This is a genomic window from Massilia sp. GER05, from assembly GCF_052056005.1.
GTDB lineage: Bacteria > Pseudomonadota > Gammaproteobacteria > Burkholderiales > Burkholderiaceae_D > Telluria > Telluria orientalis.
This window is the reverse complement of record NZ_CP178858.1, coordinates 671,200-693,735: the sequence shown is the minus strand read 5'-3', so window position 1 is coordinate 693,735 and position 22,536 is coordinate 671,200. Positions and strand designations below refer to the sequence as shown.

Genomic DNA, 22,536 nt, shown 5'->3' with positions numbered 1-22,536 from the left:
CTACGACCATGCAACGCAAGTTCGGCAACATCGCTTTGGCCGCCACCCTGCTGATGGCGGGTGCGACCCAAGCGGCACAAGCGGCAGACAACAGCGGCTTCGTGGCCGTCAAGGACAGCCATTTCGAACGCAACGGCCAGCGCTACATGATCGCCGGTGCGAACTTCTGGTATGGCGGCTACCTCGGCGCGCCGGCGGGCGTGGGCCAGCGGGCCCGCCTCGTCAAGGAGCTGGACCGCATGAAGGCGCTCGGCATCAACAACGTGCGCGTGCTGGCCGTGTCGGAGAAGACGGCAATGAAAAGCGCCGTCAGCCCCGCCACGACGAGCGCGCCCGGGCAGTACGACGAGCAGCTGCTGCAAGGCCTCGACTTCATGATGGCCGAACTGGCAAAGCGTGACATGACGGCCGTGCTCTACCTGAATAATTTCTGGCAGTGGTCCGGCGGGATGACCCAGTACTTGAACTGGTTCACCGGCTCGCCCGCGCACGATCCCAACGTGAGCAAGGACTACGAACGCTACATGGCCGAAAACGCGACGTTCTACACGAACGCCCGCGCCCAGGCCGAATACCGCAACGTGATCGCGAAGATCGTCCAGCGCACGAACACGGTGACGAAGAAGGCTTACCGCGACGACCCGACGATCCTGTCGTGGCAGCTCGCGAACGAGCCGCGCCCCGGCAACAGCAAGTCGACGCCGCGCGAAAAGGCGACGTACGTGAAGTGGATCGCCGAGACCGCCCACTACATCCGCTCGCTCGATGGCCGCCACATGGTCAGCACGGGCAGCGAGGGCCTGGCCGGCTCCGCGCAGGATGCGCAGCTGTACCTGGACGCGCACCGCACGCCGGACATCGCCTACCTGACGTACCACGTGTGGCCGACGAACTGGGGCTGGTTCGATCCGAAGAAGCCCGACGCCACGTGGGACGGCATGATGGAGAAGGCCAGCCACTACCTGAACGTGCATGTCGACTATGCGAAGAAGCTCGGCAAGCCGATCGTGCTGGAGGAGTTCGGCCTGAACCGCGACGGCGGCTCGTTCGACATCAAGGCGTCGACCAAGGTGCGCGACCGCTTCTATGACGCAGTCTTCACGACGCTGGAGAAGCGCGCGGCAGCGGGCGATCCGGTCGCCGGCTGGAACTTCTGGGCGTGGGGCGGTGCGGGGCGTGCGGCCAATGCGGATTACTGGTGGAAGCCGGGTAACGATTTCGTCGGCGATCCGCCGCAGGAAGAGCAGGGCCTTTATTCCGTGTTCGACAGCGATGCCAGCTCGCTCAAGTTGATCGCGGACCACGATAAACGCCTGAAGACGATTGGAGCAAAATAGTGAAACGTAGTGCCTCCCTGATCCTTGCCGCCACCATCGCGGCGTCCCCGGCCGTGGCCTGGGCGCAGAAATTCGACGGCCTCGCGGCCACCCCGCAGATGGGCTGGAACAGCTGGAATAAATTCGCCTGCGACATCGACGAAAAACTGATCCGCGAGACCGCCGATGCCATGGTCAAGCTGGGCCTGAAGGATGCCGGCTACCAGTACATCAACATCGACGACTGCTGGCACGGCGCGCGCGACGCGCACGGCGACATCCAGGCGGACCCGCAGCGCTTCCCGTCCGGGATGAAGGCGCTGTCCGACTACGTGCATGCGCGTGGCCTGAAGCTGGGCATCTACTCGGACGCCGGCGACAAGACGTGCGGCGGCCGTCCCGGCAGCCGCGGCCACGAATACCAGGATGCGAAGACGTATGCCGCCTGGGGCATCGACTACCTGAAATACGACTGGTGCGAGACCAAGGGCCTGAACGCGGTCGGCGCCTACACGACGATGCGCGACGCGATCCGCGCGGCCAACCGCCCGATTCTCTTCAGCATCTGCGAATGGGGCGACAACAAGCCGTGGGAATGGGCGGCCGACGTCGGCCACTCGTGGCGCACGACGGGCGACATCTATCCGTGCTGGGATTGCGAAAAGAGCGCCGGCTCGTGGTCCGCATGGGGCGTGATGCGCATCCTCGACATGCAGGCGGGCCTGCGCAAGCACGCGGGGCCGGGCCACTGGAACGACATGGACATGCTGGAAGTCGGCATGGGCATGACGGAAGACGAGGACCGCGCGCACTTCTCGATCTGGGCCATGATGAATTCGCCGCTCATCCTCGGCAACGACCTGCGTTCGATGCCGGACTCGGTCAAGAAGATCATCGGCCGCCGCGAAGTCATCGCCCTCAACCAGGACCCGCTGGGCGTGCCGGCGCTGCGCTTCTGGAAGCAGGGTCCCGTCGAACTGTGGGCCAAGCCGCTTGCCAACGACGAGTGGGCGTTCATGGTGCTGAACCGCGGCGAGTCCGCGCTGCCGCTGCACTATGACTGGAAGCAGAACGCCATCGCCGACGACCTCTCCAAGCGCGAAGTCGACTTCAAGAAGGCGACCTGGCACTGGACGGATGCCTGGACCGGCAAGACGGGCGACACGAGCAAGCGTCTCGACGCGACCGTGCCGTCGCACGGCGTGCTGCTGCTGCGCCTGAAGAAGGGGGCGTGATGCGCCGGCCGCTCGTTGCCGCGCTGCTGGCTGTGTGCGCGGCTGCGGCGGCCGCCGGGCATACGATACCCGCCGCCGATACGCACGTCGCGCGCATGGGCCGCACGGTGGCGGAAGCCGATGGCACCGTGCGCTTCGGCTATCCCGGCGTGACGTTGTCCCTGGTCGTCGACGGCACCCGGCTTGCCGTCGATGCGGCGGGCAGTGCCAGCAGCCTCGTCGACGTCATCGTGGACGGCAAACCCGCCGGCACGTTGCATCTGGCGCCGCAGGTGCAGTCCTATGACGTCTTCAAGGGTGCGGCGCCCGGCTCGCATCGCGTCGAACTCGTGCACCGCAGCGAGACTTGGCTGGGCGTGACGTCCATCGCGCGTTTCACGGCCGATGGCCGGTTCCTCGCCGCCCCCACGCTGCCCAGGCGGCGCCTGCTCGTGCTGGGCGATTCCGTCACGTGCGGCGCCGACATGGAGCGGGGCGCCGGCGACAAGAACACGCCCGATTGGTGGAATCCACGCCTGTCCTACGGCATGCTGGCCGCGCGTGCGCTCGACGCGCAGGTGCAGCTGGTCTGCTATGGCGGCCGGGGTCTCGTGCGCAGCTGGAACGACCGGACCGACGAGTTCCAGCTGCCGGCGTTCTACGACCTCGCCATCGCCGATGCCGCGCATCCGGTGCGATGGCACCAGGCCGATTACGCTCCGGACCTGATCGTCATCGCGATCGGCACCAATGACTTCAATCCCGGCATTCCGGAGCGCGCGGCGTATGTCGATACGTACGCGGCCTTGTTGCGCCGCGTGCTGCGCGACCATCCGCACGCCCAGATCGCGCTGACGGAAGGCGTGCTGCTGAATGGCGACAAGAAGGCGGCGCTGATCGGCTATCTGAAGGAAGCGATGGGCCGCGTGGGCGACAGGCGCGTGCACCTGCTCGCACCGGTGGCGTACCAGCCCGGTGACGCCGTCAATGGCCATCCGACGACGGCCCAGCATGCGGCCATGGCGGCGGAGATCCTGCCGCAACTGCGGCGCATCGCCGGCTGGTAGGCCAAAAAAAATCCGACGGACCGGGATAACACCCGGTGCATCGGAAAGAGAGCCGGACCACACCGGCTGGAGACGAACCGGCCGCCCCTGAAGCGACGGCCGGGCCGAGACCAGATCGAGATTACCGACGACGTGCGGCAGGGTCAAACGCGTCGGCGCAGGAAGCCTCGAGTTTCGCGCTTATTACTAAACAGAAGGCTTGCCGACGTTATGCCCGAAGCACCCGTCGGGTGGGCGGCCTCCGCCCACGCGTGACGCTTGCGGTGCGTTGGCGTCGCGCGTGGGCACGAGCAGGCCCGTCAAACGATGGGCAGCGCCGTCGTTTCCTTGATGCGCTGCAGGGCGAAGCTCGACTTGACGTCCAGCACGGCCGGGTGGCGCAGCAAGGTGCTCATCATGAAGCGCGAGAAGTGGTCCATGTCTTCCACGTGCACGCGCAGCAGGAAATCCATCTCCCCCGTCATCGCATAGCAGGCCACCACTTCCGGCCAGGTCGACACGGCCTGGGCGAATTCGAAGCGCGGCGACGTGGCCGGCACGCGCGCGTTCGCCGCGCCTTCGCTGTGCTTTTCCAGGCGGACATTCACATAGGCCAGCAGGCCCAGGCCCAGCTTGTCGGGATCGAGCAGGGCGACATATTGCCGGATGACACCGGCCTCTTCCAGCCGCTTGATGCGCCGCAGGCAGGGCGACGGCGACAGGCTGACGCGCTCGGCCACGTCCTGGTTCGACAGGCGGCCATCCGACTGCAGGATTGCCAGGATTTTGCGATCGGTTTTATCCAGCTCGATTTTTGACATGAATTCTCCACAGGACTCGCGTACGTCGCAATTTTATTGCGCAAATCGTCCGGCGGGGGGAATTCATTGAAATTTAATGCTGGGGGTGCGGGTCTATACTGGCCCGACACGACGCGGGGCCGTTATTTGACGCCGCGCGCACGACAACCATGTAGGGTGGGCACCCCTGTGCCCACGCGAACGCCGGCATGACGCAAACGTCACTGTGCCCACGCGAACGCCGGCATGACGCAAACGTCACGCGTGGGCACAGGGTGCCCACCCTACGCTGCAGCGACATATAAAACAAACGTTGGAGACACGCATGAACGCCCCCCTGGACCGCAGCCAGCTGGAACCGCTATCCCCGCACGAGATCACGCTCGACGACAAATGGACGCTCGAGCGCGGCCGCGCCTTCATGACCGGCACCCAGGCGCTGATCCGCCTGCCGATGCTGCAGCGCGAACGCGACCTGAAGGCCGGCCTGAACACGGCGGGCTATATCACCGGCTACCGGGGCTCGCCCGTCACCCAGGTCGACCAGACCGCGTGGAAGGCGAAGAAACACCTGGAATCGCACCACGTCCACTTCCACCCCGGCATGAACGAAGACCTCGCGGCCACCGCCGTCTGGGGCACGCAGCAGACCAATCTGTTCAAGGATGCGAAGTACGACGGCGTGTTCGCCATGTGGTACGGCAAGGGCCCGGGCGTGGACCGCTGCGGCGACGTCTTTAAACACGGCAACAACGCGGGCTCCGCGAAGAACGGCGGCGTGCTCGTGCTGGCGGGCGACGACCACGCGGCGAAATCGTCGTCCACGGCGCACCAGTCCGACCACATCCTGCATCACTGCGGCATCCCCGTGCTGTATCCGTCGTCCGTGCAGGAATACATCGACTACGGCCTGCATGCGTGGGCGATGAGCCGCTACAGCGGGCTATGGGTATCGATGAAATGCGTGACCGACATCATCGAATCGGGGGCTGTCGTCGACCTCGATCCGGACCGCGTCCAGACCATCCTGCCGACCGATTTCGAGATGCCGCCGGGCGGCCTGAACATCCGCTGGCCGGACGCCGTGCTGGACCAGGAAGTGCGCATGAACCACTACAAGTGGTATGCCGCGCTGGCCTATGCGCGAGCCAATAAACTCAACCAGATCATTTGGGACAGCCCGCAGCCCAGGATCGGCATCATCACCGCGGGCAAAAGCTACCTCGACACGCGCCAGGCGCTGGCGGATCTCGGCATCGACGAGCAGGCCGCGCGCGACATCGGCCTGCGCGTGTATAAAGTCGGCATGACGTGGCCGCTGGACTCGGTCGGCGTGCACGAATTCGCGCGCGGCCTGGACGAGATCCTCGTCGTCGAGGAAAAGCGGCAGGTGCTGGAATACGCGCTGAAGGAAGAGCTGTACAGCCTGCCGGACAGCGAACGTCCGCGCGTCGTCGGCAAGTTCGACGACGCCGGCGAGTGGAGCGTCAAGAACCGCTCCGGCCAGGGCGACTGGCTGCTGTCGGCGAACTACGAGCTGAACCCGGCCCAGGTCGCGCGCGCGATCGCGTCGCGCATCTCGCACTACTGCGCCGGCCACCCGGTCGCGGAGCGCGTAAAGGAACGCATCGCCTTCCTCGAAGCGAAGGAACTGATCCTCAAGAACATCCCGAAGGCGAACCCGGAAACGGACCGCATCCCGTATTTCTGCTCCGGCTGCCCGCACAACAGCTCGACCAAGGTGCCGGAAGGCTCGCGCGCGATGGCCGGCATCGGCTGCCACTACATGGTGCTGTGGATGGACCGCGAGACGTCCACGTTCACGCACATGGGCGGCGAAGGCGTCACGTGGATCGGCCAGGCGCCGTTCACGGGCGAGAAGCACGTGTTCGCGAACCTCGGCGACGGCACCTATTTCCACTCGGGCGTGCTGGCGATCCGCGCCTCGGTCGCGGCCAAGGTCAACATCACGTACAAGATTCTCTACAACGACGCCGTCGCGATGACGGGCGGCCAGGTCGTCGACGGTCCGCTCGACCCGGCCAGGATCAGCCGCCAGCTCGCGGCCGAAGGCGTGACGCCGATCATCGTCGTCACCGACGAACCGGACAAATACCCGGACGATTATCCGTGGGCCGAAGGCGTCACCGTGCGCCACCGTGCGGAACTGATGGACGTGCAGCGCGAACTGCGCGAGATGCCGGGCGTGTCGGCCATGATCTACGACCAGACCTGCGCGTCGGAAAAGCGCCGCCGCCGCAAGAAAGGCACCTACCCGGATCCGGCCAAGCGCGCGGTGATCAACGAAGCCGTGTGCGAAGGCTGCGGCGACTGCTCGAAGCAGTCGAACTGCCTGTCCGTCGAACCGCTGGAGACGGAACTGGGCCGCAAGCGCCAGATCAACCAATCGTCGTGCAACAAGGATTTCTCGTGCGTCACCGGGTTCTGCCCGAGCTTCGTCACGGTCGAAGGCGGCGGACTCAAAAAGCCGAAGAAGACCGCTGCCGAAGCGGCGCCGCCGTCGCTGCCGATGCCGAAGATTCCTGCGACGACGAACCCGTTCGGCATCCTCGTCACCGGCGTCGGCGGCACGGGTGTCGTGACGGTCGGCCAGATCCTCGCGGTGGCCGCCCACGTCGAAGGCAAGGGTGCCCTCGTGCTGGACATGAGCGGCCTCGCGCAGAAGGGCGGTCCGGTGATGTCGCACGTGCGCCTGGCGGACCGCCAGGGCGATTTGTACTCGACGCGCGTCGGCACCGGTAACGCGGACCTCGTGATCGGCTGCGACCAGATCGTGACGGCCAGCCGCGACGCGCTGTCGCGCATGGGCGAAGGCCGCACGTGGGCCGCCGTCAACGGCACCGGCGCCACGACCGCGGCGTTCATCAAGAACCCGGACTGGCAATTCCCGGCCGAAGGTTCGCGCGGCGCCATCGTGCAGGCTTGCGGCGAAGGCAACGTCGACTTCATCGACGCCGGCCACATCGCGACGACCTTGATGGGCGACGCCATCGCCACCAACATGTTCATGCTGGGCTACGCGTTCCAGAAGGGCCACGTGCCGCTGCAGGAAGCGTCGATCGTGAAGGCGATCGAGTTGAACGGCGTGTCGGTCGCCTTCAACAAGGCCGCCTTCAACTGGGGCCGCACGGCGGCGCATGATCTGCCGTCCGTGCAGAAGCTCGTCACGCCCGCGCAGGTGATCGAGTTCAAGCGCGCGCAGACGCTCGACGAGCTCGTCAAGCGCCGCGTCGAACTCTTGACCGCGTACCAGAATCCCGACTATGCGGTGCAGTACAAGGCCTTCGTCGACCGCGTCCGCGCCGCCGAGGAAAAGCTGGGCAAGGGCACGCGCCTGACGGAAGCCGTCGCGCGCTACCTGCACAAGCTGATGGCGTACAAGGACGAGTACGAAGTCGCGCGCCTGTACACGGATCCCGCGTTCATGGCCAGGATCGACGGCATGTTCGAAGGCGACGTCACACTGAAATTCCACCTGGCGCCGCCGCTGTTCGCGAAGAAGGACAAGGACGGCCACCTGGTAAAACAGGAATTCGGCCCGTGGATGATGAAGGCGTTCGGCGTGCTGGCGAAGCTGAAGGGTTTGCGTGGCACGGCATTCGATCCGTTCGGCCACACGGCCGAGCGCCGGATGGAGCGCGCATTGATCGGCGAATACCGCGCCACCATTGAGGGCCTGCTGCCCAGGCTGACGGCCGACAACCTGGCGCAGGCCGTGGCCATCGCGAGTATCCCGGAAGACATCCGCGGCTTCGGCCACGTCAAGGAGCGCAACCTCAAGGTAGCCAAGCGCAAGGAAGCGGAACTGGTATCCGCCTTCCACGCGGGCGGCACCGTCACCCGCGCCGCCTGATGCCGATCGTTTGACACGACGCCGCCTGCCGGACTCGGCAGGCGGCGTTGTTACAGTTGGATGTATTTGCGCGTAGCGGCCGGGTCTATAATCGGACGCATGAAATCGCTTTCTACCGCTGCTTCGCCGACCCGTTTTTCGCGCCTGTTCGCTTGCGCTTGCGCCACCCTCGTCACGCTGTCCGGCTGCGGCGGCGGCGGGGGAAGTCCAGGCATCGGCGCCTCGACGCCCATCGCCGGCAATCCCGGCACCGGAACGACCACGCCGCCGACCACGACGCCCACGCCACCGGCCGTGACCCCGGATCCGATCCCGTCCGACTACATCAGTTACCAAAACCTGTGCGCCGCGCCACGCACGGGCGTCGACGCCGAGGGCCATGCGTTCCCGGACCGCCAGGGCACGCTGCAGGACGAGATGAAATTCCTGCGCGGCTGGACCGACGCGACTTATCTCTGGTACAGCGAGATCCCGTCGACGGTCCGCATGGCCGACTACACGAACACGCTCGACTATTTCGCTGCGCTCAAGACGCCCGCGCTGACCGCGTCGGGCAAGGACAAGGACCGTTTCCATTTCACCTACACGACGGCGGAATGGGATGCGCTGACCAATGCGAGCCAGGATACGGGCTATGGTTTGACGTGGTCCGTCAACTCCACGACGGCACCGCGCACGTGGATCGCGGCGATCGTCGAGCCGGGGTCGCCCGCGGCCGCCGCCGGCATCCAGCGGGGCGACCTGCTGACGGCCGTCGACGGCATCGACTTCATCAACACCGCCGACGAGGCGCAGATCGAACGGCTGAACGACGGCCTGTCGCCGGACACCGCGGGCGAGCGCCACACGCTCACGATACGCCGCGGCGACACCACGATGGACATCGCGCTGACGTCCGCCGTCGTCACGACGACGCCCGTGAAAAACGTGAAAGTGATCGACACGCCGACCGGCAAGGTGGGCTACCTGAGCTTCGAGGACCACAATGCCGTCTCCGAACTGCAGCTCGTGAATGCGTTCACGAGCCTGAAGAACCAGGGCGCGGCGGACCTCGTGCTCGACATGCGCTACAACGGCGGCGGCTTGCTGTACGTCGCCAGCGAACTGGCGTACATGATCGCGGGACCGGCCACGGCCGGGAAGACGTTCGAGCGCGCGCTGTACAACGACAAGACGGCGCCCGATGCCCCGATCCCGTTCCGCAACACGGCCTACGGCTTTTCCGCGCCGCGCAATATGGCGTTGCCCTACCTGGGCCTGAAGCGCGTGACCGTGCTGACGACGTCCGACACGTGCTCGGCCAGCGAAGCCGTCATCAACGGCCTGCGCGGGGTGGACGTCCAGGTCGATATCATCGGCGCCACGACCTGCGGCAAGCCCTACGGCTTCCTGCCGGCGGACAACTGCGGCACGACGTATTTCACGATCCAGTTCCAGGGCGTGAACGCGAAGGGCTTCGGCGATTTCGCCGACGGCTTTGCGCCGACCTGCGCCGTGTCCGACGACATGGCGCATGCGCTGGGCGATCCCGCCGAGGGCATGCTGGCCGCCGCGCTCGCGTACCGCGCCACCAATGCCTGCCCGGCGGCGTCGACGGCGCGGGCGCGTCGCGTGCCGATGCACATCGCGCGGTCGCAGATGAAGGAGATCGCGATTTATCCGCCGCGCACACGCTAAACACCTTGACTCATCAATGACAGGATCGTAGGGTGGGCACCCCTGTGCCCACGCGTGACGTACGCATCATGTTGGCGCGACGCGTGGGCACGGGGTGCCCATGGCGCTGTAACCGTTTGACCTCTTTCATATCCATTTGTCGGCGGCAGATGCTTGCAGTCTGATCCTGCGCAAACGCCGCCGATTCCGCTGCAACCGTCGCGCACGGCGCCACTCTGAACCCATGTGTTTCGTTCGCTGGAGGGCGCCATGGACAAGGAATTCAGTTTTGCAACTAACCGGCGTGCCGCGCATGCACCGCGCGCCCGGCGAACGCGCGCGCGTGGCGGGGGCTGAGCATGGGCGCCACGGCCGTCCGGGCCAGCTGCTGCCTCGTCTGCGGCGGGGCGGCACCGGACCGGATCGAACATCTGCTGCTCAGCCTCACGACGGCCTGTCCGCACCTCCGGATCTACGTGGTCGACGATGCCCAACAGCCTGCGCTGGCCGCGCTGGCCGGACGCTACGGGGCGCACTACCGCCCGCAACGGGACTGGCCCCGTCAGGCGCGCGCCCATAACCGCATCCTGCGTGAGGCCGCGGCTGCGGGCAGTGTCTATCACCTGCTGCTTGCACCCGACATCGGCTTGCCGCTCGACGCGGTGGCCCGGATGGTCGCCTATATGGAGCAGCATCCCGACGTGGGCCTGCTGGCGCCGCGGGTGCAGGATGTGGACGGGCGCCTGCAGCCGCTGTGCAGCCTGCTGCCGGGGCCGCTGGAACTGCTGCTGGGACGCTGCTTTCCGCTGCTGCGCCGCTCCAGCGGCAGGCTGGCGCGCTACCAGCTGCACGCGGGCGGCTACAGCCGGGTGATGGAGGTGCCGGTGCCGCCGGGCTGCTGCCTGCTGATGCGCGTCGAGACCGTGCTGCGCGCCGGCATGTTCGACGAGCGCTTCCTGCAGCGGTTCGACACCGTCGACCTGGCGCGCCGCACCGCATGCATCGCGCGCACCGTGTTCGTGCCGCATGTCACGGTGTTGCGTCACCCTGCGCGCGACCCGGCCCAGGCAAGCGCGCGCGGCTGGCGCAGGCGGTCGGCTGCGCTCTGGTGGCGGTGCGTGTCGGCGTGGCGCTACTTCGACAAGTGGGGCTGGCTGCGCGATACCGAGCGCGACCGCATCAACGCCCGCGCGCTGCGCCAGCTCGGCCAGGCGCGCAGGCAGCCGGACGGCGCGAGCCCGGCGGGCACCGATGTCGCGGGTTGACGCTCAGCCGTGCTGCAGCGGCCGGCGCGCGTACCAGCCGAACGCGAGGATCAGCAGGTAGCACAGCGCGGGCACGGCCAGTGCGAGGCGCAGGCCGGCGGCATCGGCGGCGTAGCCCGTGATCAAGAGCACGATGGCACCGCCGACGATGGCCACGCAGATCAGGCCCGAGCCCTCGGCCGCGCGCTCGCCCAGGCCTTCCGACGCCAGCGTGAAGTATTACAGCGGCTGCAGCGGAATGGTCCCCGTCGCCGGCGTCGAGCACGGTTCCTCGTCGAACGCGATGTCGCCGGCCGGATTCGCCACGCCGTCCGCCTTCAGGTCCGTGAAGCCGAACATCTCGCGGTCCATCAGGTGCGACGGCACGACGGTCGACAGCGACGAGAAGATGTTTTCCACACGGCCCGGATATTTCTTCTCCCAGTCGCGCAACATCGCCTTGATCTGTTTTCTCTGCAGGTTTTCCTGCGAGCCGCACAGGTCGCACGGGATGATCGGGAACGCCTTCACTTCCGCATAGCGTTCCGTATCCGCTTCCTTCACGTAGGCCAGCGGGCGGATCACGACGTGCTTGCCGTCGTCCGAGACGAGCTTGGCCGGCATGCCCTTGATCTTCGCGCCGAAGAACATGTTCAGGAAGAAGGTCTCGAGGATGTCGTCGCGGTGGTGGCCCAGCGCGATCTTCGTGCAGCCCAGCTCGTCCGCCACGCGGTACAGGATGCCGCGCCGCAGGCGCGAGCACAGCGAGCACGTCGTCTTGCCTTCCGGGATCAGGCGCTTGACGATGCTGTACGTGTCCTGGTTCTCGATGTGGTACGGGATGCCCAGCTTTTCCAGATAGGCCGGCAGCACGTCGGCCGGGAAGTTCGGCTGTTTCTGGTCGAGGTTGACGGCGACGATGTCGAAGTGGATCGGGGCACGCTCGCGCAAGGTCATCAGGATGTCCAGCAGCGCATAGCTGTCCTTGCCGCCGGACAGGCAGACCATGACCTTGTCGCCGTCCTCGATCATGTTGAAATCGCCGATCGCCTGGCCGACGAGCCGGCACAGCCGCTTGTGCAGCTTGTTGTTCTCGTAGGCCTGCTTCTCGGCCTTTTTATCAAGCGCGTCCGCCTCGGGGTGCGCCAGGGTCACTTCATTCATGCTTCATCCTTGATCTGGAACACTTCGACGCCGACGCCTTCGCAGTCGGGATACACGTCGGGCTTCATCGTCGACACGCGCGCCGCGCGCACGTTCGGGTGCGCCAGCATCGCCTTCACGACGTCGTCGCACAGGGTTTCCTGCAGGTGCACGTGGCCCTGCGCCATGCGCCTGGCGATGGTCTCGCGCATGAAGTCGTAGTCGACCACTTCGTGCAATTGATCGTCCTTCGGCGTCGACAGGGCGAGCGGGATGTACAGGTCGACATTGATCAGGACGCGTTGCTCGCCCTTCTTTTCGAACTCATGGACACCGATGTTGATCATGACTTCGTAATTGCGCAGGAACAGCCTGCGGCAATCGCGCAGTTGCGGGTAGAACAGGGCGGACAACATAGGAAACCTTCGAAATAAGAGGGGACGGGGTTGATTCAGTCTTCAGTCAAAAACATCACGTCGCGCGCCAGCGGCATCAGGTGCTGGCCGCCGTCGACGAGCAGGGTGGTGCCGGTCAGCGCCTTCGCATTGGCCGCGTAGCACACGGCGTCGACGATGTCCTGCGGCGTGGACGAGCGTCCCAGCGGCGTGACCTTGTGCGCGCGCTCGAAGCCGTCCGCGCTCTGGTCGCCCGAGACGAGCGTGATGCCGGGCGCGACGCCGACGACGCGCAGTGCCGGTGCCAGCGCCTGGGCCAGCATCGTGGTGGCCGTCTGCAATGCCGCTTTCGACAACGTGTACGACAAAAAATCCGGGTTGAGATTGTACAGTTTCTGGTCGAGCAAGTTGATCACGACGGCCTGGCCGCCGTCCGGCACCAGCGCGTGCAAGGCCTGCGCGAGCAGCAGCGGCGCGCCCACGTTGCACTGCATGTGGGCGGCCAGCAGGGCTGGAGAAAAGGCGTCCGGCTTGTCGTATTCGAACAACGACGCGTTGTTGACGATGCAATCCAGTCCACCCAGCAGGTGCGCGGCCTGGCCGGGCAGGGCGCGCACGGCCGCCTCGTCGGCGAGGTCCGCATGCAGCGCGACGGCGCGCCGGCCCAGGGCGCGGATCGCCGCGACGACCTCGTCGGCATCCTGTGCGGACTGGCGGTAGTGCACGGCGACGTCCCAGCCGGCTTCGGCCATGCCAAGCGCGATGGCGCGTCCGATGCGCCGGCCGGCGCCCGTGACGAGGGCCACGCGCGCGCGTCCCGCGTGCGGGCGGTCCGAGGGTGTGCCAACTGAGTCAGGAGTCGAATTTGTCTGTGTCATCGTGGTTTGTGGGTCGCTGCCAATTCTCGCTACAATGGCCGGATGTCCTTACCTCTTCCCTCCAGCGACGCGCTGGCCGCGTCCCAAGCCCTGCAGCGCATGATCGCTGCCGAGATCGCCGACCAGGGCGGCGCCATCCCGTTTTCGCGGTTCATGGAACTGGCGCTGTACGCGCCGAACCTCGGCTATTACAGCGGCGGTGCGGCGAAGCTGGGCCGCGATGGCGATTTCACCACGTCGCCCGAGATCAGCCCGCTGTTCGGTGCCACGCTGGCGCGCGCGGCAGCCGCTATTATGGCCCAAAGTGCCCCTGACATTATCGAATTCGGCGCCGGCACGGGCAAACTCGCCCATGACGTCCTGACCGCGCTGGCCGAACTGGGCGTGCGCGTCGACAGTTATACGATCATCGAACTGTCGGGCGAATTGCGCGCGCGCCAGCAGGAAGCGCTGAAGGATTTCTCGCAGGTGCGCTGGACGCACGATTTCCCGGTCGCGTTCCGCGGCGTCGTGCTCGCCAACGAAGTGCTGGATGCGATGCCGGTCGAGCTCGTCGTGCGCGACGGCGGCCGCTGGCTGCGCCAGATGGTGACGGTGGAAGACGGTCGCTTCGCCTTTGCGCCCGCAGAGCCCGACGCGGCTCTGCTCGACCAGATCGGCCGCCAAATTCCCGACGCCGACACCTTGCAGGACGGCTATCTGACCGAAGTCCACCCGGTCGCCTGCGGGTTCATGCGCTCGCTGGCGCAGATGTTCGAGAAGGGGAAAGGCGCCGCGCTCCTGGTCGACTACGGTTTCCCGGCCCACGAATATTATTTCGACGAGCGCACGAGCGGCACGCTGATGTGTCATTACCGCCACCATGCGCACCCGGATCCGTTTTATCTGCCGGGCCTGCAGGACATCACGGCGCACGTCGATTTCACGGCGATGGCGCTCGCGGCCCACGGTGCCGGGCTGGACGTGCTCGGCTACATGAGCCAGGCGGCCTTCCTGCTGGCGGCGGGCATCGGCGAGCTGCTGCTGAAGACGGACCCGGAAGATGCGTTGCGCTACCTGCCGCAGTCGAAGGCCGTGCAGAAGCTCGTCTCGCCGGCGGAAATGGGGGAATTGTTCAAGGTGCTCATCGTCGGCAGCGGCGTCGCGCTCGACCCCGCCATCGAGCGCGCCGATCGCAGCCACAAGTTGTGATACTGACATCTTGCGCGGTGGATACAAACCCGGCTATGCTGTAATGCCGCCCGTACGGCAGGCTGTCCTTTGCCTCTGCCGTTACAGAACGAATCGGCTACTATTGAAGCAGCTGGCGCCCTGTGCAACCCGACCCTGACCCATGGCCAAGATCCATACCCATTATGACAACCTGAAGGTGTCGCGCCACGCACCGCAGGAAGTCATTCGCGCGGCCTACAAGGCCTTGAGTCAGAAATATCACCCCGACAAGAATCCGGGCGACGAGCGCGCCGCCCGCATCATGGCCATCGTCAATACGGCCTACAACATCCTGTCCGATCCCGTGCGCCGCAAGGAACACGACGAGTGGATCGCTTCGGAAGAGTGGGAAGTCGAGTGGCTGGAAAGTTCCCATGGCGAGGATGGCCGCGAGAAGCCGCGCGGCGACGGGCACTGGGAACCGCGCCAGGTCGCGGCACCGTCGCGCTGGCGCGTGCTGCGCGACCCGCGCTGGTGGGGCCTGATGCTCGCCTCCTTCGCGGGCGGCGGCGCGCTGGCCATCGTCCTGCTCGATCCCCCCAGGATACTGCCGAGCGTACCGAGCGCGCTGGCCTGGCCCGGCAAAGCGCAGCCCACGGCCGCGGCGCCCGCATCGGCATCGGCCTCCGCGTCGGCATCCGCCTCCGCATCCACCCCGAACACAGCGCCAGATCCGCTGGGCAGCGACGCCAGCGCCGACGGCTGGGCACGTCCCGCCGGGCAGGCCGATGTGCCGCCCGACATCAAGGCCCTCGGCGTCACCCAGTTGATCGTGCCGGCCCGCGCGCCCGATTGCGACACCGACCTGCAGACCCAGGTCGCGCCGACGGGCGATCCGTGGCCGGCGCAGTCCGGCTACATCGACGGTTATCCGCTCGGCAACCAGGGCGACGAGATGCAGGTATTGGTCGACAACAGCAACAATTCGTCGCCTGTGCTGGTCAAGATCTACGACCTCGACCGCCGCTCGAACGTGCGCCACGCCTACGTGCTGGGCCGCGCCAAGTTCCTGATCGATAAACTCGCGGCCGGCAAGTACGAAGTCCGTTACCAAAACATCATGATCGGCGGTGCCCGTCCTGAATGCGCCCCCGGCCACCGCGCGCCGCTGCGCCAGGCCGCCGCACGCCAGCCCGGCGCCTGATAACCGAAAGTGTGGTTTTTCGCGACATTTCACCAGTTTGATGGGGGGTGAAATTCAAGAATTTTGTTCCCTGGACGTAATATACTCGGTAGACCACACGGGCCCATGCAGCCCGCCAGCCCATCGCAGGCACACACGGAAAACCGGGACATGAACGAACTTGACGGCCTCAACGCCCTGATTATCGAGCCGCACGCCGGGATGCGCTCGACGATCCACAACATGCTGAACATGTGCGGCCTGAGCAAGATCGACCACGTCGGCAGCTCCAACCAGGCCGTCAAGCACCTCGGCCTGAAGCAGTACGACCTGATCCTGTGCGAATACGCGCTGGAAGGCGGCCAGGACGGCCAGCAACTGCTCGAAGACGTGCGCCACCACAAGCTCATGCCGCTGTCGACCATGTTCTTCATGGTCACGGCCGAAGGCGATTACGGCAAGGTCGTTAGCGCCGCCGAACTGGGCCCCACCGACTACGTCCTGAAACCGTTCACGGCCGACCGCCTGCTCGAACGCATCGCGCGCGGGCTGGAACGGAGAAATGCGCTGCTGCCCGTGTACGACCTGATGGAGGCGGGCAGCCAGCGCGAGGCGATCGCCGCCTGCCTCGACGGGGAAGAACGCCATCCGCGCTACTTCGTCGACTTCATGCGCCTGCGCGCCGAACTGCACATGTTCCTCGGCGAGCCGCACGAAGCGGAGCCGCTCTACCGCCAGCTCGTCGAGACCAAGGCCATCGCCTGGGCGCGCCTGGGCCTGGCCAAAACGCTGTTCCTGCGCGAGCGCTACGACGAAGCGCGCGCGATGCTCGAAGAGCTCGTCGACGCCAACAAGAACTTCGTCGACGCCTACGACTGGCTCGCGCGCACCCACGAGGCGGCCGGCGCGCTCGATGCGGCGCAGGCCGTGCTGACGGAGGCAGTGACCGTCTCCCCGCACGCGGTGCGCCGGCTGCGCAAGCTGGGCGAAACGGCGCTGGAGGCGGGCGACCACGACACGGCCGAGAAGATCCTCAAGCAGGTCGTCAGCAAGGCCAAGTATTCCGAATTCAAGGACCCGCAGGACCACGTGCGCCTCGTGCAGACGCTCGTGCGCAAGGGCGACCCGGTGCAGGCCGCGGCCGTCATCCGCGACCTCGACAAATCGATGGCGTTCCAGAAGCACACGCCGCTGTGCAGCGCGATCGCGTCGAGCCTCGTGCACGAATACACGGGCAACGAGGCGCGCCTCGCGGAATCGCTGGCGGCGGCCCTCGCGGCCAGCCAGGACGCGCCGGACCTGCGCCCGGAGATCAAGCTGGAACTGGCGCGCACGTGCATCGAGAACGGCATGGAGGAGGGCGCCGCCGAGATCGTGCGCGACGTGATGCGCAATGCGCAGAACGGCGCCGCGGTGGCGCGCGCGATGGCCGTGTTCGAGAACGCGGGCCAGGCCGAGACGGCGCAGAAGCTCGCCATGGAAAGCCGCCAGCAGGTCGTCGACCTCGTCGCCACCGGCGCCGCCAAGGCGAAGAGCGGCGACTACAAGGGCGCCGTCGTGCTGATGCAGGAAGCGGCGACCAAGTTGCCGGACAATCCGCAGGTCGTGTTCAACGCCGCGCTGGCGATTCTGAAATGCCTGGACCACGACGGCTGGGACGAGCGCCTGGGCCAGCAGGCCCTGGGCTACATCGCCGGCGTGCGCCGCCTCGATCCGGTCAACCCGAAGCTGCCGGCGCTGGCCGGGCTGCACCAGCAGATCCTGAAAAAATACGACAAGGGTCCGCGTCCGAAAAGGGCCGGCTAAGCGATCATGATTCCTGCAGTCGGGAGCCCCGCTTCCAATCCCAACACGAACGCCGCGCCGTTCCAGCCGACGGACGGGGGCCGCCGCGTGCGCGCCGCGCTGCTGCAGAAGGTCTGCGGCGACGACGACATGTTCGCGCTGGGCAGCGCCATCGCGCGCGTCGTGCAGATGGCGACCTCGGAAGACCAGGGCACCCACGATCTCGCGCACTACGTGCTGTCCGACGTCGCGCTCACGCAGCGCATCCTGCGCCTGGCGAACACGGTCCGCTACCGCACGGCGGCCGGCACGGCCGTCACGACGGTGTCGCGTGCCATTTCCCTGCTGGGCTTCGACAACGTGCGCACGGTCGCGCTGGCGATGCTGCTCGTCGACGCGCTGGCCAGCAGCGACCATGCGTACAGCGTGCGCATGGAACTGGAAGCGTCGCTGTGCGCGAGTCTCGTCGGCCGCGAAATGGCGCGCCACAGCTTTTACCAGGGCGCGGAGGAAGCGTCGATCAGCGCGCTGTTCAAGAATCTCGGCGCGCTGCTGGTCGCGTCGCACGAGCATGACCGCTACCGCGAGATCCAGGCCCTCCTCGCCACCGGCAAGCACACGCCCGCACAGGCCGCGCAGATGATCCTCGGCTGCGGCTTCGACGCGCTGTCCGAAGCCGTGCTGGGCGAGTGGATGATCCCGGCCGTGATCATGCACGCCCAGCGCCCGCTGGAGGCAGGGGCGCTCAAGCTGGCCGTCAACCGCGGCGAATGGATGCGCCAGGTGGCGTCGTTCAGCCTGGACGTGGCGCGCCTGATGGGCAGGACCCCCACGCCGTCCGACACGCCGGAAGCGCAGGCGCTGCTGGCGCGCTACGGCACCGCGCTGAACCTCGGCGCGGCCGAGCTGGACGAGTTGTTCGAGACGGTCGCGTTCGAAATGACGAGCCTCCTGCAGAGCATGAATTTGCAGCCCATGCCGCGCCGCGCGCCGCAGGAAGACAAGGGCGGCCTGCCCAACGTGCTGCTGCTGGCGACCCTCGGCGGGGAAGAGGAAGAGCAGGGCACGTACCCGAGCGGCAAGCCGAAGAACGCGCGCGACCTGCTGCTGGCGGGCGTGCAGGACGTCACCCAGATGCGCGCGTCCGGCCGGCACAAGGTCAACGACGTCGTCATGGCCGTGCTGGAGACGCTGTACACGGCGCTGGGCTTCCGCTTCGCGACGGTCGTGCTGAAGGACGTGCGCGCCGGCCAGTACCGGGCCCGCGCATCGTTCGGGCTCGCGCAGGCGCGCGTGCAGGAAGGCTTCACGTTTCCGCTGGCGCCCGCCGGAGAAAAGAGCGCGCGCGACCTGTTCTACCTGGCGATGGAAAACGACGCCGACCTCATGATCTCGGATGCGCGCAGCGCCAAGATCCGCGACCTGCTGCCGGCCTGGCACAAGGCGTTGCTGCCCGACGCGCGGAGCTTCATCGTGCTGCCGCTGGTGGTGGGAAAGGTGCAGCTGGGCCTGTTCTATGCCGACCGCACGGAGCTCGCGCCGGAAGGCGTGCCGCCCGACGAAACGGCCCTCATCAAGGCGCTCAAGGGCCAGGTACTGGCTGCGCTCGCGCCCTGACGAATTCCCGGAATTCGCGCGCCGGCATCGGCCGCCCGAACAGGTAGCCCTGCGCTTCGTCGCTGTTGCGGTCGCGCAGGAAGCCCCATTGCGCGTGGGTTTCCACGCCTTCCGCGATCACGCCCAGCCCGAGCGCATGGGCCAGGCCGATGGTCGCGTCGACGATGGCGGCGTCGTTCGGATTCGTCTCGATGTCGCGCACGAAGCCGCGGTCGATCTTGATGCGGTCGATCGCGAACAGCTTCAGGTAGGCCAGCGACGAATACCCCGTGCCGAAGTCGTCGATGGCCAGCTTGAAGCCGCGCGCGCGCAGCTGCAGCAGCAGGCTGCGCGTGTTTTCCGGGTCGCGCATGGCGGCCGTTTCCGTGATCTCCAGTTCCATCCGCGCCGGGTCGATCGCGTGCTCCGCGAGCAGCGCGTCGAGGCGCGACAGCAGGGCGCCGCCGCTGAACTGGCGCGCCGACAGGTTCACGGCCAGGCGCAGGTGGTCCATGCCGTCGTCGCGCCACTCGGCCAGCAGGGCCATCGCGCGCGCCAGCACCCAGTCGCCCAGCGGCAGGATCAGGCCCGATTCCTCGGCGATGGGGATGAAGCGCCCGGGTTCGACGCTGCCCAGCTCCGGGTCGTGCCAGCGCAGCAGCACCTCGGCGCCGATCACGCGTCCCGTCTCGAGCTCGACCTGGGCCTGCAGGTGGACGTCGAAGCCGCCGTTCTCCAGCGTCGCCCACATGCGGTTTTCCAGCAGCAGGTGTTCGTGCGTGGCCGCGTTCATGGCGGGCGAGAAGAACTGGAAATTGCCGCGGCCTTCGCGCTTGGCCGCGTACATCGCCATGTCGGCGTGGCGCAGCAGCGTGTCCGCATCGTGGCCGTCCTCGGGGAACAGGGCCACGCCCACGCTGGCGCCGCTGTGCGCCGTCGTGCCGGCCAGGCGGTAGGGCTGCTGCAGCGAGGCCACGAGGCGCACCGCCACCGCGCTCACGCTGTCGGGGGAAAGCGGGCCGCACAGCACGATGATGAATTCGTCGCCGCCGAGGCGGGCGAGGCTGTCGACGTCGCGCAGCAGGTCCTTCATGCGCGTGGCCGCGCCCACCAGCAGTTCGTCGCCCGCCTGGTGGCCGAGCGAATCGTTGATCTTTTTAAAATGGTCGAGGTCGATGAACAGCACGGCCAGCGGCTGCCGGTTGCGGCGCGCCTGGGCGAGCTGCTGCTCCAGGCGCATGCCGAGCGCATGGCGGTTCTCCAGGCCCGTCAGCGGGTCGTGGTGGGCCAGGCGGTGGATGCGCGCCTGCGCACGCTGCTGCTCCGTCAGGTCGCGCAGGATGCACACGTACAGGCGCTCCCCGGCCAGGTCGACGATGGACACCGCCACCGCGAGCGGCAGCGGCTCGCCGCGCGCGTTCAGGCCGTCCAGCTGGCGTTCGTCGGGCCTGCTGTCGGCCAGGCGCACCAGCAGGCCCAGGCTGTCTTCGTCGCCATGGCCCGGCACCAGCGTCGTGAACGCGAGGCCCGGCAGGTGATTCGGCGGGTAGCCGAACAGCGCGGTCGTGGCGCGGTTGGCCGACAGCACCGTGCCGCGCGCGTTGACGGTAACGATGGCGTCGGCGGCATTGTCCAGGATGGCCTGCATGCGCGCCGTGCGCTCCGCCACCTGGGCCTCGATCTGGGCGCGCTCGCCGCTGACGATCAGCATCAGCGCGCCCAGCAGCGCGGCCAGCAGCAGGCCGGTCGTGATCACGATCCAGCTCGCGAGTCCCCGTTCGCCTTCCATGTAGGCGGCCGTGGGCGTGAAGCGCAGTTGCAGGGTGCGGCCGCCGTACGTGAGCGGCACGGTGTAGTCGCCGCTGACCACGTGCCGGCCGGGGGTGCCCACCAGCGCGATGGGCGGGCCGCGGCCGGTCGTATCCGCCAGGCTGATGTCGAAGCCCGAGAAGCCTGCGCGCACGACCGCCTGCCGCACGAAAGCATGGGCATCCAGGATCAGGGCCAATACCCCCAGCGGCGGCCGGCCGGGCGCGCCGACCGAGCGAAACAGGCCGATGCCGTTGGCGCCGTTGGATGCCAGCTCGACCGGCCCCGTCGCGATCGGGCGTGTGCCGGCCAGCGCGCGCGACACCGCTTCCGTGCGCCCCGGCGCCGTCAGGTAGTCCATGCCGCGGATGCTCGCATTGGACGGGGGCCAGGTGTACAGCAGGGGCAGGTATTGCGCGCGCGGACCGGCCGGATGCAGGCCCTGTGTCCGGGTCACGTCGCGCACGCCGGCGAACGCGGCGTCGACGTGCGTGCGCACCCACGTTTCGAACGCCGCGCGTTCGGCCAGCGTGACGGGCACCAGCCAGTTGATGGCGGCGATCTCCGGCCGGCCGTCGACGTAGCCGCTGGCGATGTTCAGGAACTTGGCGGGATCCATGAACCGGTCTTCCGCCGCAAGCGTGCGCGAGAACGTGCCGACGAAGCGTTCGTGCTCGCGCAGCTCGGCCTGCAGCTCGTCGGCCACCTGCTGGGCCTTCAGGCGGTAGGCCTGCAGGTATTGCTGGTGTTCCCACCTCACGGTCTGCTCGTAGGCGGCCATGACGACGCCGGCCGCCAGCAGCAGCGGCAGGGCGACGAGGCGCGCCCGCCGGCGCCACAGCCGGCGCGGCTGGCCGCACACGATCCAGACGAGCGGGGCGGCCAGCAGGACGCCCACGGTGTCGCCGGCCCACCAGTTGATCCAGTTCGGTGCCCGTTCGGCCGCCGTCACCACGTCCAGCCGGTACAGGGCGGACACGTTGGCGGTGGCGTTGATCAGGCAGAACATGGGTGCCAGCGCAAGGAAACGGGCGACGTCGCGCGCCGTGCCGAGGGCCGGGTCGACGAAGCGGCGGAACCAGCGGGCGCCCAGCCAGGCCTGCACGAGCGAGCCCAGCGTGGCGACCGTCGTCGCGAGGACCGCGGTCGCGGGCGCGATGTCGGGGTCCATCCAGCCGTCGGGCAGGTGCGACAGGCACGCGCCGATGGCGACGCCGGGGAGGGCACGCCAGCCGAACGTGACGCTCAAGGCGAACCCGACGCCGGCCGGCAGGTACACGGGTGTGGCATAGCCCGCGGGCAGGGCCAGCGCGCGGCTAAGGAGAAGGGTGCCGATATAGACGGCAATGGTCGCCAGGTTGGCCAGCCACAGCCGAAGCGCGTGCCCTTCGTGATTGCCGGTGCGATGCTGGTCCATGGGGCGCCTCTGACGTCAATACAGTGTA

General features: G+C 67.3%; 16 protein-coding genes. 10 read left to right on the top strand and 6 right to left on the bottom strand.

Annotated features, from left to right (window positions below):
• Positions 1–8 precede the first annotated feature (8 nt).
• Genes ACL58G_RS03060 through axe2C form a run of 3 tightly spaced genes read left to right on the top strand, consistent with a single transcriptional unit; the run spans position 9 to position 3,597 of the window.
• Positions 9–1,337 carry a glycoside hydrolase 5 family protein gene (locus ACL58G_RS03060; protein WP_440965109.1) on the top strand — a complete coding sequence of 443 codons (1,329 nt, stop codon included), beginning with the start codon at positions 9–11 and terminating at the stop codon, positions 1,335–1,337.
• Positions 1,337–2,551 carry a glycoside hydrolase family 27 protein gene (locus ACL58G_RS03055; RefSeq protein ID WP_440965107.1) on the top strand — a complete coding sequence of 405 codons (1,215 nt, stop codon included), beginning with the start codon at positions 1,337–1,339 and terminating at the stop codon, positions 2,549–2,551. Before ACL58G_RS03060 ends, ACL58G_RS03055 begins: the two co-directional genes overlap by 1 nt.
• Positions 2,551–3,597 (top strand): bifunctional acetylxylan esterase/glucomannan deacetylase AxeC2, encoded by a 1,047-nt coding sequence (axe2C, locus tag ACL58G_RS03050; protein WP_440967941.1) that lies wholly within the window; start codon positions 2,551–2,553, stop codon positions 3,595–3,597. The genes ACL58G_RS03055 and axe2C overlap by 1 nt, the downstream gene beginning before the upstream one ends.
• 299 nt (positions 3,598–3,896) lie before the next feature.
• Here axe2C and ACL58G_RS03045 read toward each other — a convergent pair whose 3' ends face one another.
• Positions 3,897–4,397, bottom strand: coding sequence for an Lrp/AsnC family transcriptional regulator (locus ACL58G_RS03045; RefSeq protein ID WP_036230990.1), 501 nt, complete (start codon positions 4,395–4,397; stop codon positions 3,897–3,899).
• A 304-nt stretch (positions 4,398–4,701) separates the two neighbouring features.
• Here ACL58G_RS03045 and ACL58G_RS03040 point away from each other — a divergent pair, with 304 nt between their 5' ends.
• The 3 genes from ACL58G_RS03040 (at position 4,702) to ACL58G_RS03030 (ending at position 11,171) form a co-directional block, all read left to right on the top strand.
• Entirely contained in the window at positions 4,702–8,250 is a 3,549-nt protein-coding gene (locus ACL58G_RS03040; protein WP_440965105.1) for an indolepyruvate ferredoxin oxidoreductase family protein, read from the top strand.
• A gap of 99 nt (positions 8,251–8,349) precedes the next feature.
• A complete protein-coding gene (locus tag ACL58G_RS03035) occupies positions 8,350–9,927 on the top strand; it encodes a S41 family peptidase (protein ID WP_440965103.1) in 1,578 nt (525 codons plus the stop codon).
• A gap of 626 nt (positions 9,928–10,553) precedes the next feature.
• Positions 10,554–11,171, top strand: a complete 618-nt coding sequence (locus ACL58G_RS03030; protein WP_440965101.1) for a glycosyltransferase family 2 protein — start codon at positions 10,554–10,556, stop codon at positions 11,169–11,171.
• Positions 11,172–11,174: 3 nt separating this feature from the next.
• Here ACL58G_RS03030 and ACL58G_RS03025 read toward each other — a convergent pair whose 3' ends face one another.
• From ACL58G_RS03025 to ACL58G_RS03010, 4 genes are all read right to left on the bottom strand, one after another.
• Entirely contained in the window at positions 11,175–11,327 is a 153-nt protein-coding gene (locus ACL58G_RS03025; RefSeq protein ID WP_440965100.1) for a hypothetical protein, read from the bottom strand.
• A gap of 63 nt (positions 11,328–11,390) precedes the next feature.
• Positions 11,391–12,314, bottom strand: a complete 924-nt coding sequence (gene ttcA, locus ACL58G_RS03020) for a tRNA 2-thiocytidine(32) synthetase TtcA (protein ID WP_440965098.1) — start codon at positions 12,312–12,314, stop codon at positions 11,391–11,393.
• Positions 12,311–12,709 carry a dihydroneopterin aldolase gene (locus ACL58G_RS03015; protein WP_056134732.1) on the bottom strand — a complete coding sequence of 133 codons (399 nt, stop codon included), beginning with the start codon at positions 12,707–12,709 and terminating at the stop codon, positions 12,311–12,313. The genes ttcA and ACL58G_RS03015 overlap by 4 nt, the downstream gene beginning before the upstream one ends.
• Positions 12,710–12,744: 35 nt before the next feature.
• Positions 12,745–13,566 carry an SDR family oxidoreductase gene (locus tag ACL58G_RS03010; RefSeq protein WP_440965096.1) on the bottom strand — a complete coding sequence of 274 codons (822 nt, stop codon included), beginning with the start codon at positions 13,564–13,566 and terminating at the stop codon, positions 12,745–12,747.
• Positions 13,567–13,608: 42 nt separating this feature from the next.
• Between ACL58G_RS03010 and ACL58G_RS03005 the strand changes: the two genes are divergently transcribed.
• The 4 genes from ACL58G_RS03005 (at position 13,609) to ACL58G_RS02990 (ending at position 19,303) form a co-directional block, all read left to right on the top strand.
• The gene (locus tag ACL58G_RS03005; protein WP_413386017.1) at positions 13,609–14,757 is read left to right on the top strand and encodes a class I SAM-dependent methyltransferase; all 1,149 of its coding nucleotides are present in this window, start codon (positions 13,609–13,611) and stop codon (positions 14,755–14,757) included.
• A 142-nt stretch (positions 14,758–14,899) separates the two neighbouring features.
• Positions 14,900–15,922 carry a J domain-containing protein gene (locus ACL58G_RS03000; RefSeq protein WP_440965094.1) on the top strand — a complete coding sequence of 341 codons (1,023 nt, stop codon included), beginning with the start codon at positions 14,900–14,902 and terminating at the stop codon, positions 15,920–15,922.
• A gap of 150 nt (positions 15,923–16,072) precedes the next feature.
• Complete coding sequence (locus ACL58G_RS02995) at positions 16,073–17,707, top strand: tetratricopeptide repeat protein (RefSeq protein WP_440965093.1); 1,635 nt, start codon at positions 16,073–16,075, stop codon at positions 17,705–17,707.
• 6 nt (positions 17,708–17,713) lie between these two features.
• Positions 17,714–19,303 (top strand): HDOD domain-containing protein, encoded by a 1,590-nt coding sequence (locus ACL58G_RS02990; protein ID WP_440965091.1) that lies wholly within the window; start codon positions 17,714–17,716, stop codon positions 19,301–19,303.
• Here ACL58G_RS02990 and ACL58G_RS02985 read toward each other — a convergent pair.
• Positions 19,269–22,508 (bottom strand): EAL domain-containing protein, encoded by a 3,240-nt coding sequence (locus tag ACL58G_RS02985; RefSeq protein WP_440965089.1) that lies wholly within the window; start codon positions 22,506–22,508, stop codon positions 19,269–19,271. The two genes, ACL58G_RS02990 and ACL58G_RS02985, sit on opposite strands and share 35 nt — an antisense overlap.
• Between the last annotated feature and the right edge of the window lie 28 nt (positions 22,509–22,536).

What these genes read in the sequence shown, in the direction of transcription:
- ACL58G_RS03010 (WP_440965096.1), bottom strand. Translation starts at nt 13,566, where the DNA reads ATGACACAGACAAATTCGACTCCTGACTCAGTTGGCACACCCTCGGAC.
- ACL58G_RS03040 (WP_440965105.1), top strand. Translation starts at nt 4,702, where the DNA reads ATGAACGCCCCCCTGGACCGCAGCCAGCTGGAACCGCTATCCCCGCAC.
- ttcA (WP_440965098.1), bottom strand. Translation starts at nt 12,314, where the DNA reads ATGAATGAAGTGACCCTGGCGCACCCCGAGGCGGACGCGCTTGATAAA.
- ACL58G_RS03035 (WP_440965103.1), top strand. Translation starts at nt 8,350, where the DNA reads ATGAAATCGCTTTCTACCGCTGCTTCGCCGACCCGTTTTTCGCGCCTG.
- ACL58G_RS02995 (WP_440965093.1), top strand. Translation starts at nt 16,073, where the DNA reads ATGAACGAACTTGACGGCCTCAACGCCCTGATTATCGAGCCGCACGCC.
- ACL58G_RS02990 (WP_440965091.1), top strand. Translation starts at nt 17,714, where the DNA reads ATGATTCCTGCAGTCGGGAGCCCCGCTTCCAATCCCAACACGAACGCC.
- axe2C (WP_440967941.1), top strand. Translation starts at nt 2,551, where the DNA reads ATGCGCCGGCCGCTCGTTGCCGCGCTGCTGGCTGTGTGCGCGGCTGCG.
- ACL58G_RS02985 (WP_440965089.1), bottom strand. Translation starts at nt 22,508, where the DNA reads ATGGACCAGCATCGCACCGGCAATCACGAAGGGCACGCGCTTCGGCTG.
- ACL58G_RS03045 (WP_036230990.1), bottom strand. Translation starts at nt 4,397, where the DNA reads ATGTCAAAAATCGAGCTGGATAAAACCGATCGCAAAATCCTGGCAATC.
- ACL58G_RS03005 (WP_413386017.1), top strand. Translation starts at nt 13,609, where the DNA reads ATGTCCTTACCTCTTCCCTCCAGCGACGCGCTGGCCGCGTCCCAAGCC.
- ACL58G_RS03000 (WP_440965094.1), top strand. Translation starts at nt 14,900, where the DNA reads ATGGCCAAGATCCATACCCATTATGACAACCTGAAGGTGTCGCGCCAC.
- ACL58G_RS03060 (WP_440965109.1), top strand. Translation starts at nt 9, where the DNA reads ATGCAACGCAAGTTCGGCAACATCGCTTTGGCCGCCACCCTGCTGATG.
- ACL58G_RS03015 (WP_056134732.1), bottom strand. Translation starts at nt 12,709, where the DNA reads ATGTTGTCCGCCCTGTTCTACCCGCAACTGCGCGATTGCCGCAGGCTG.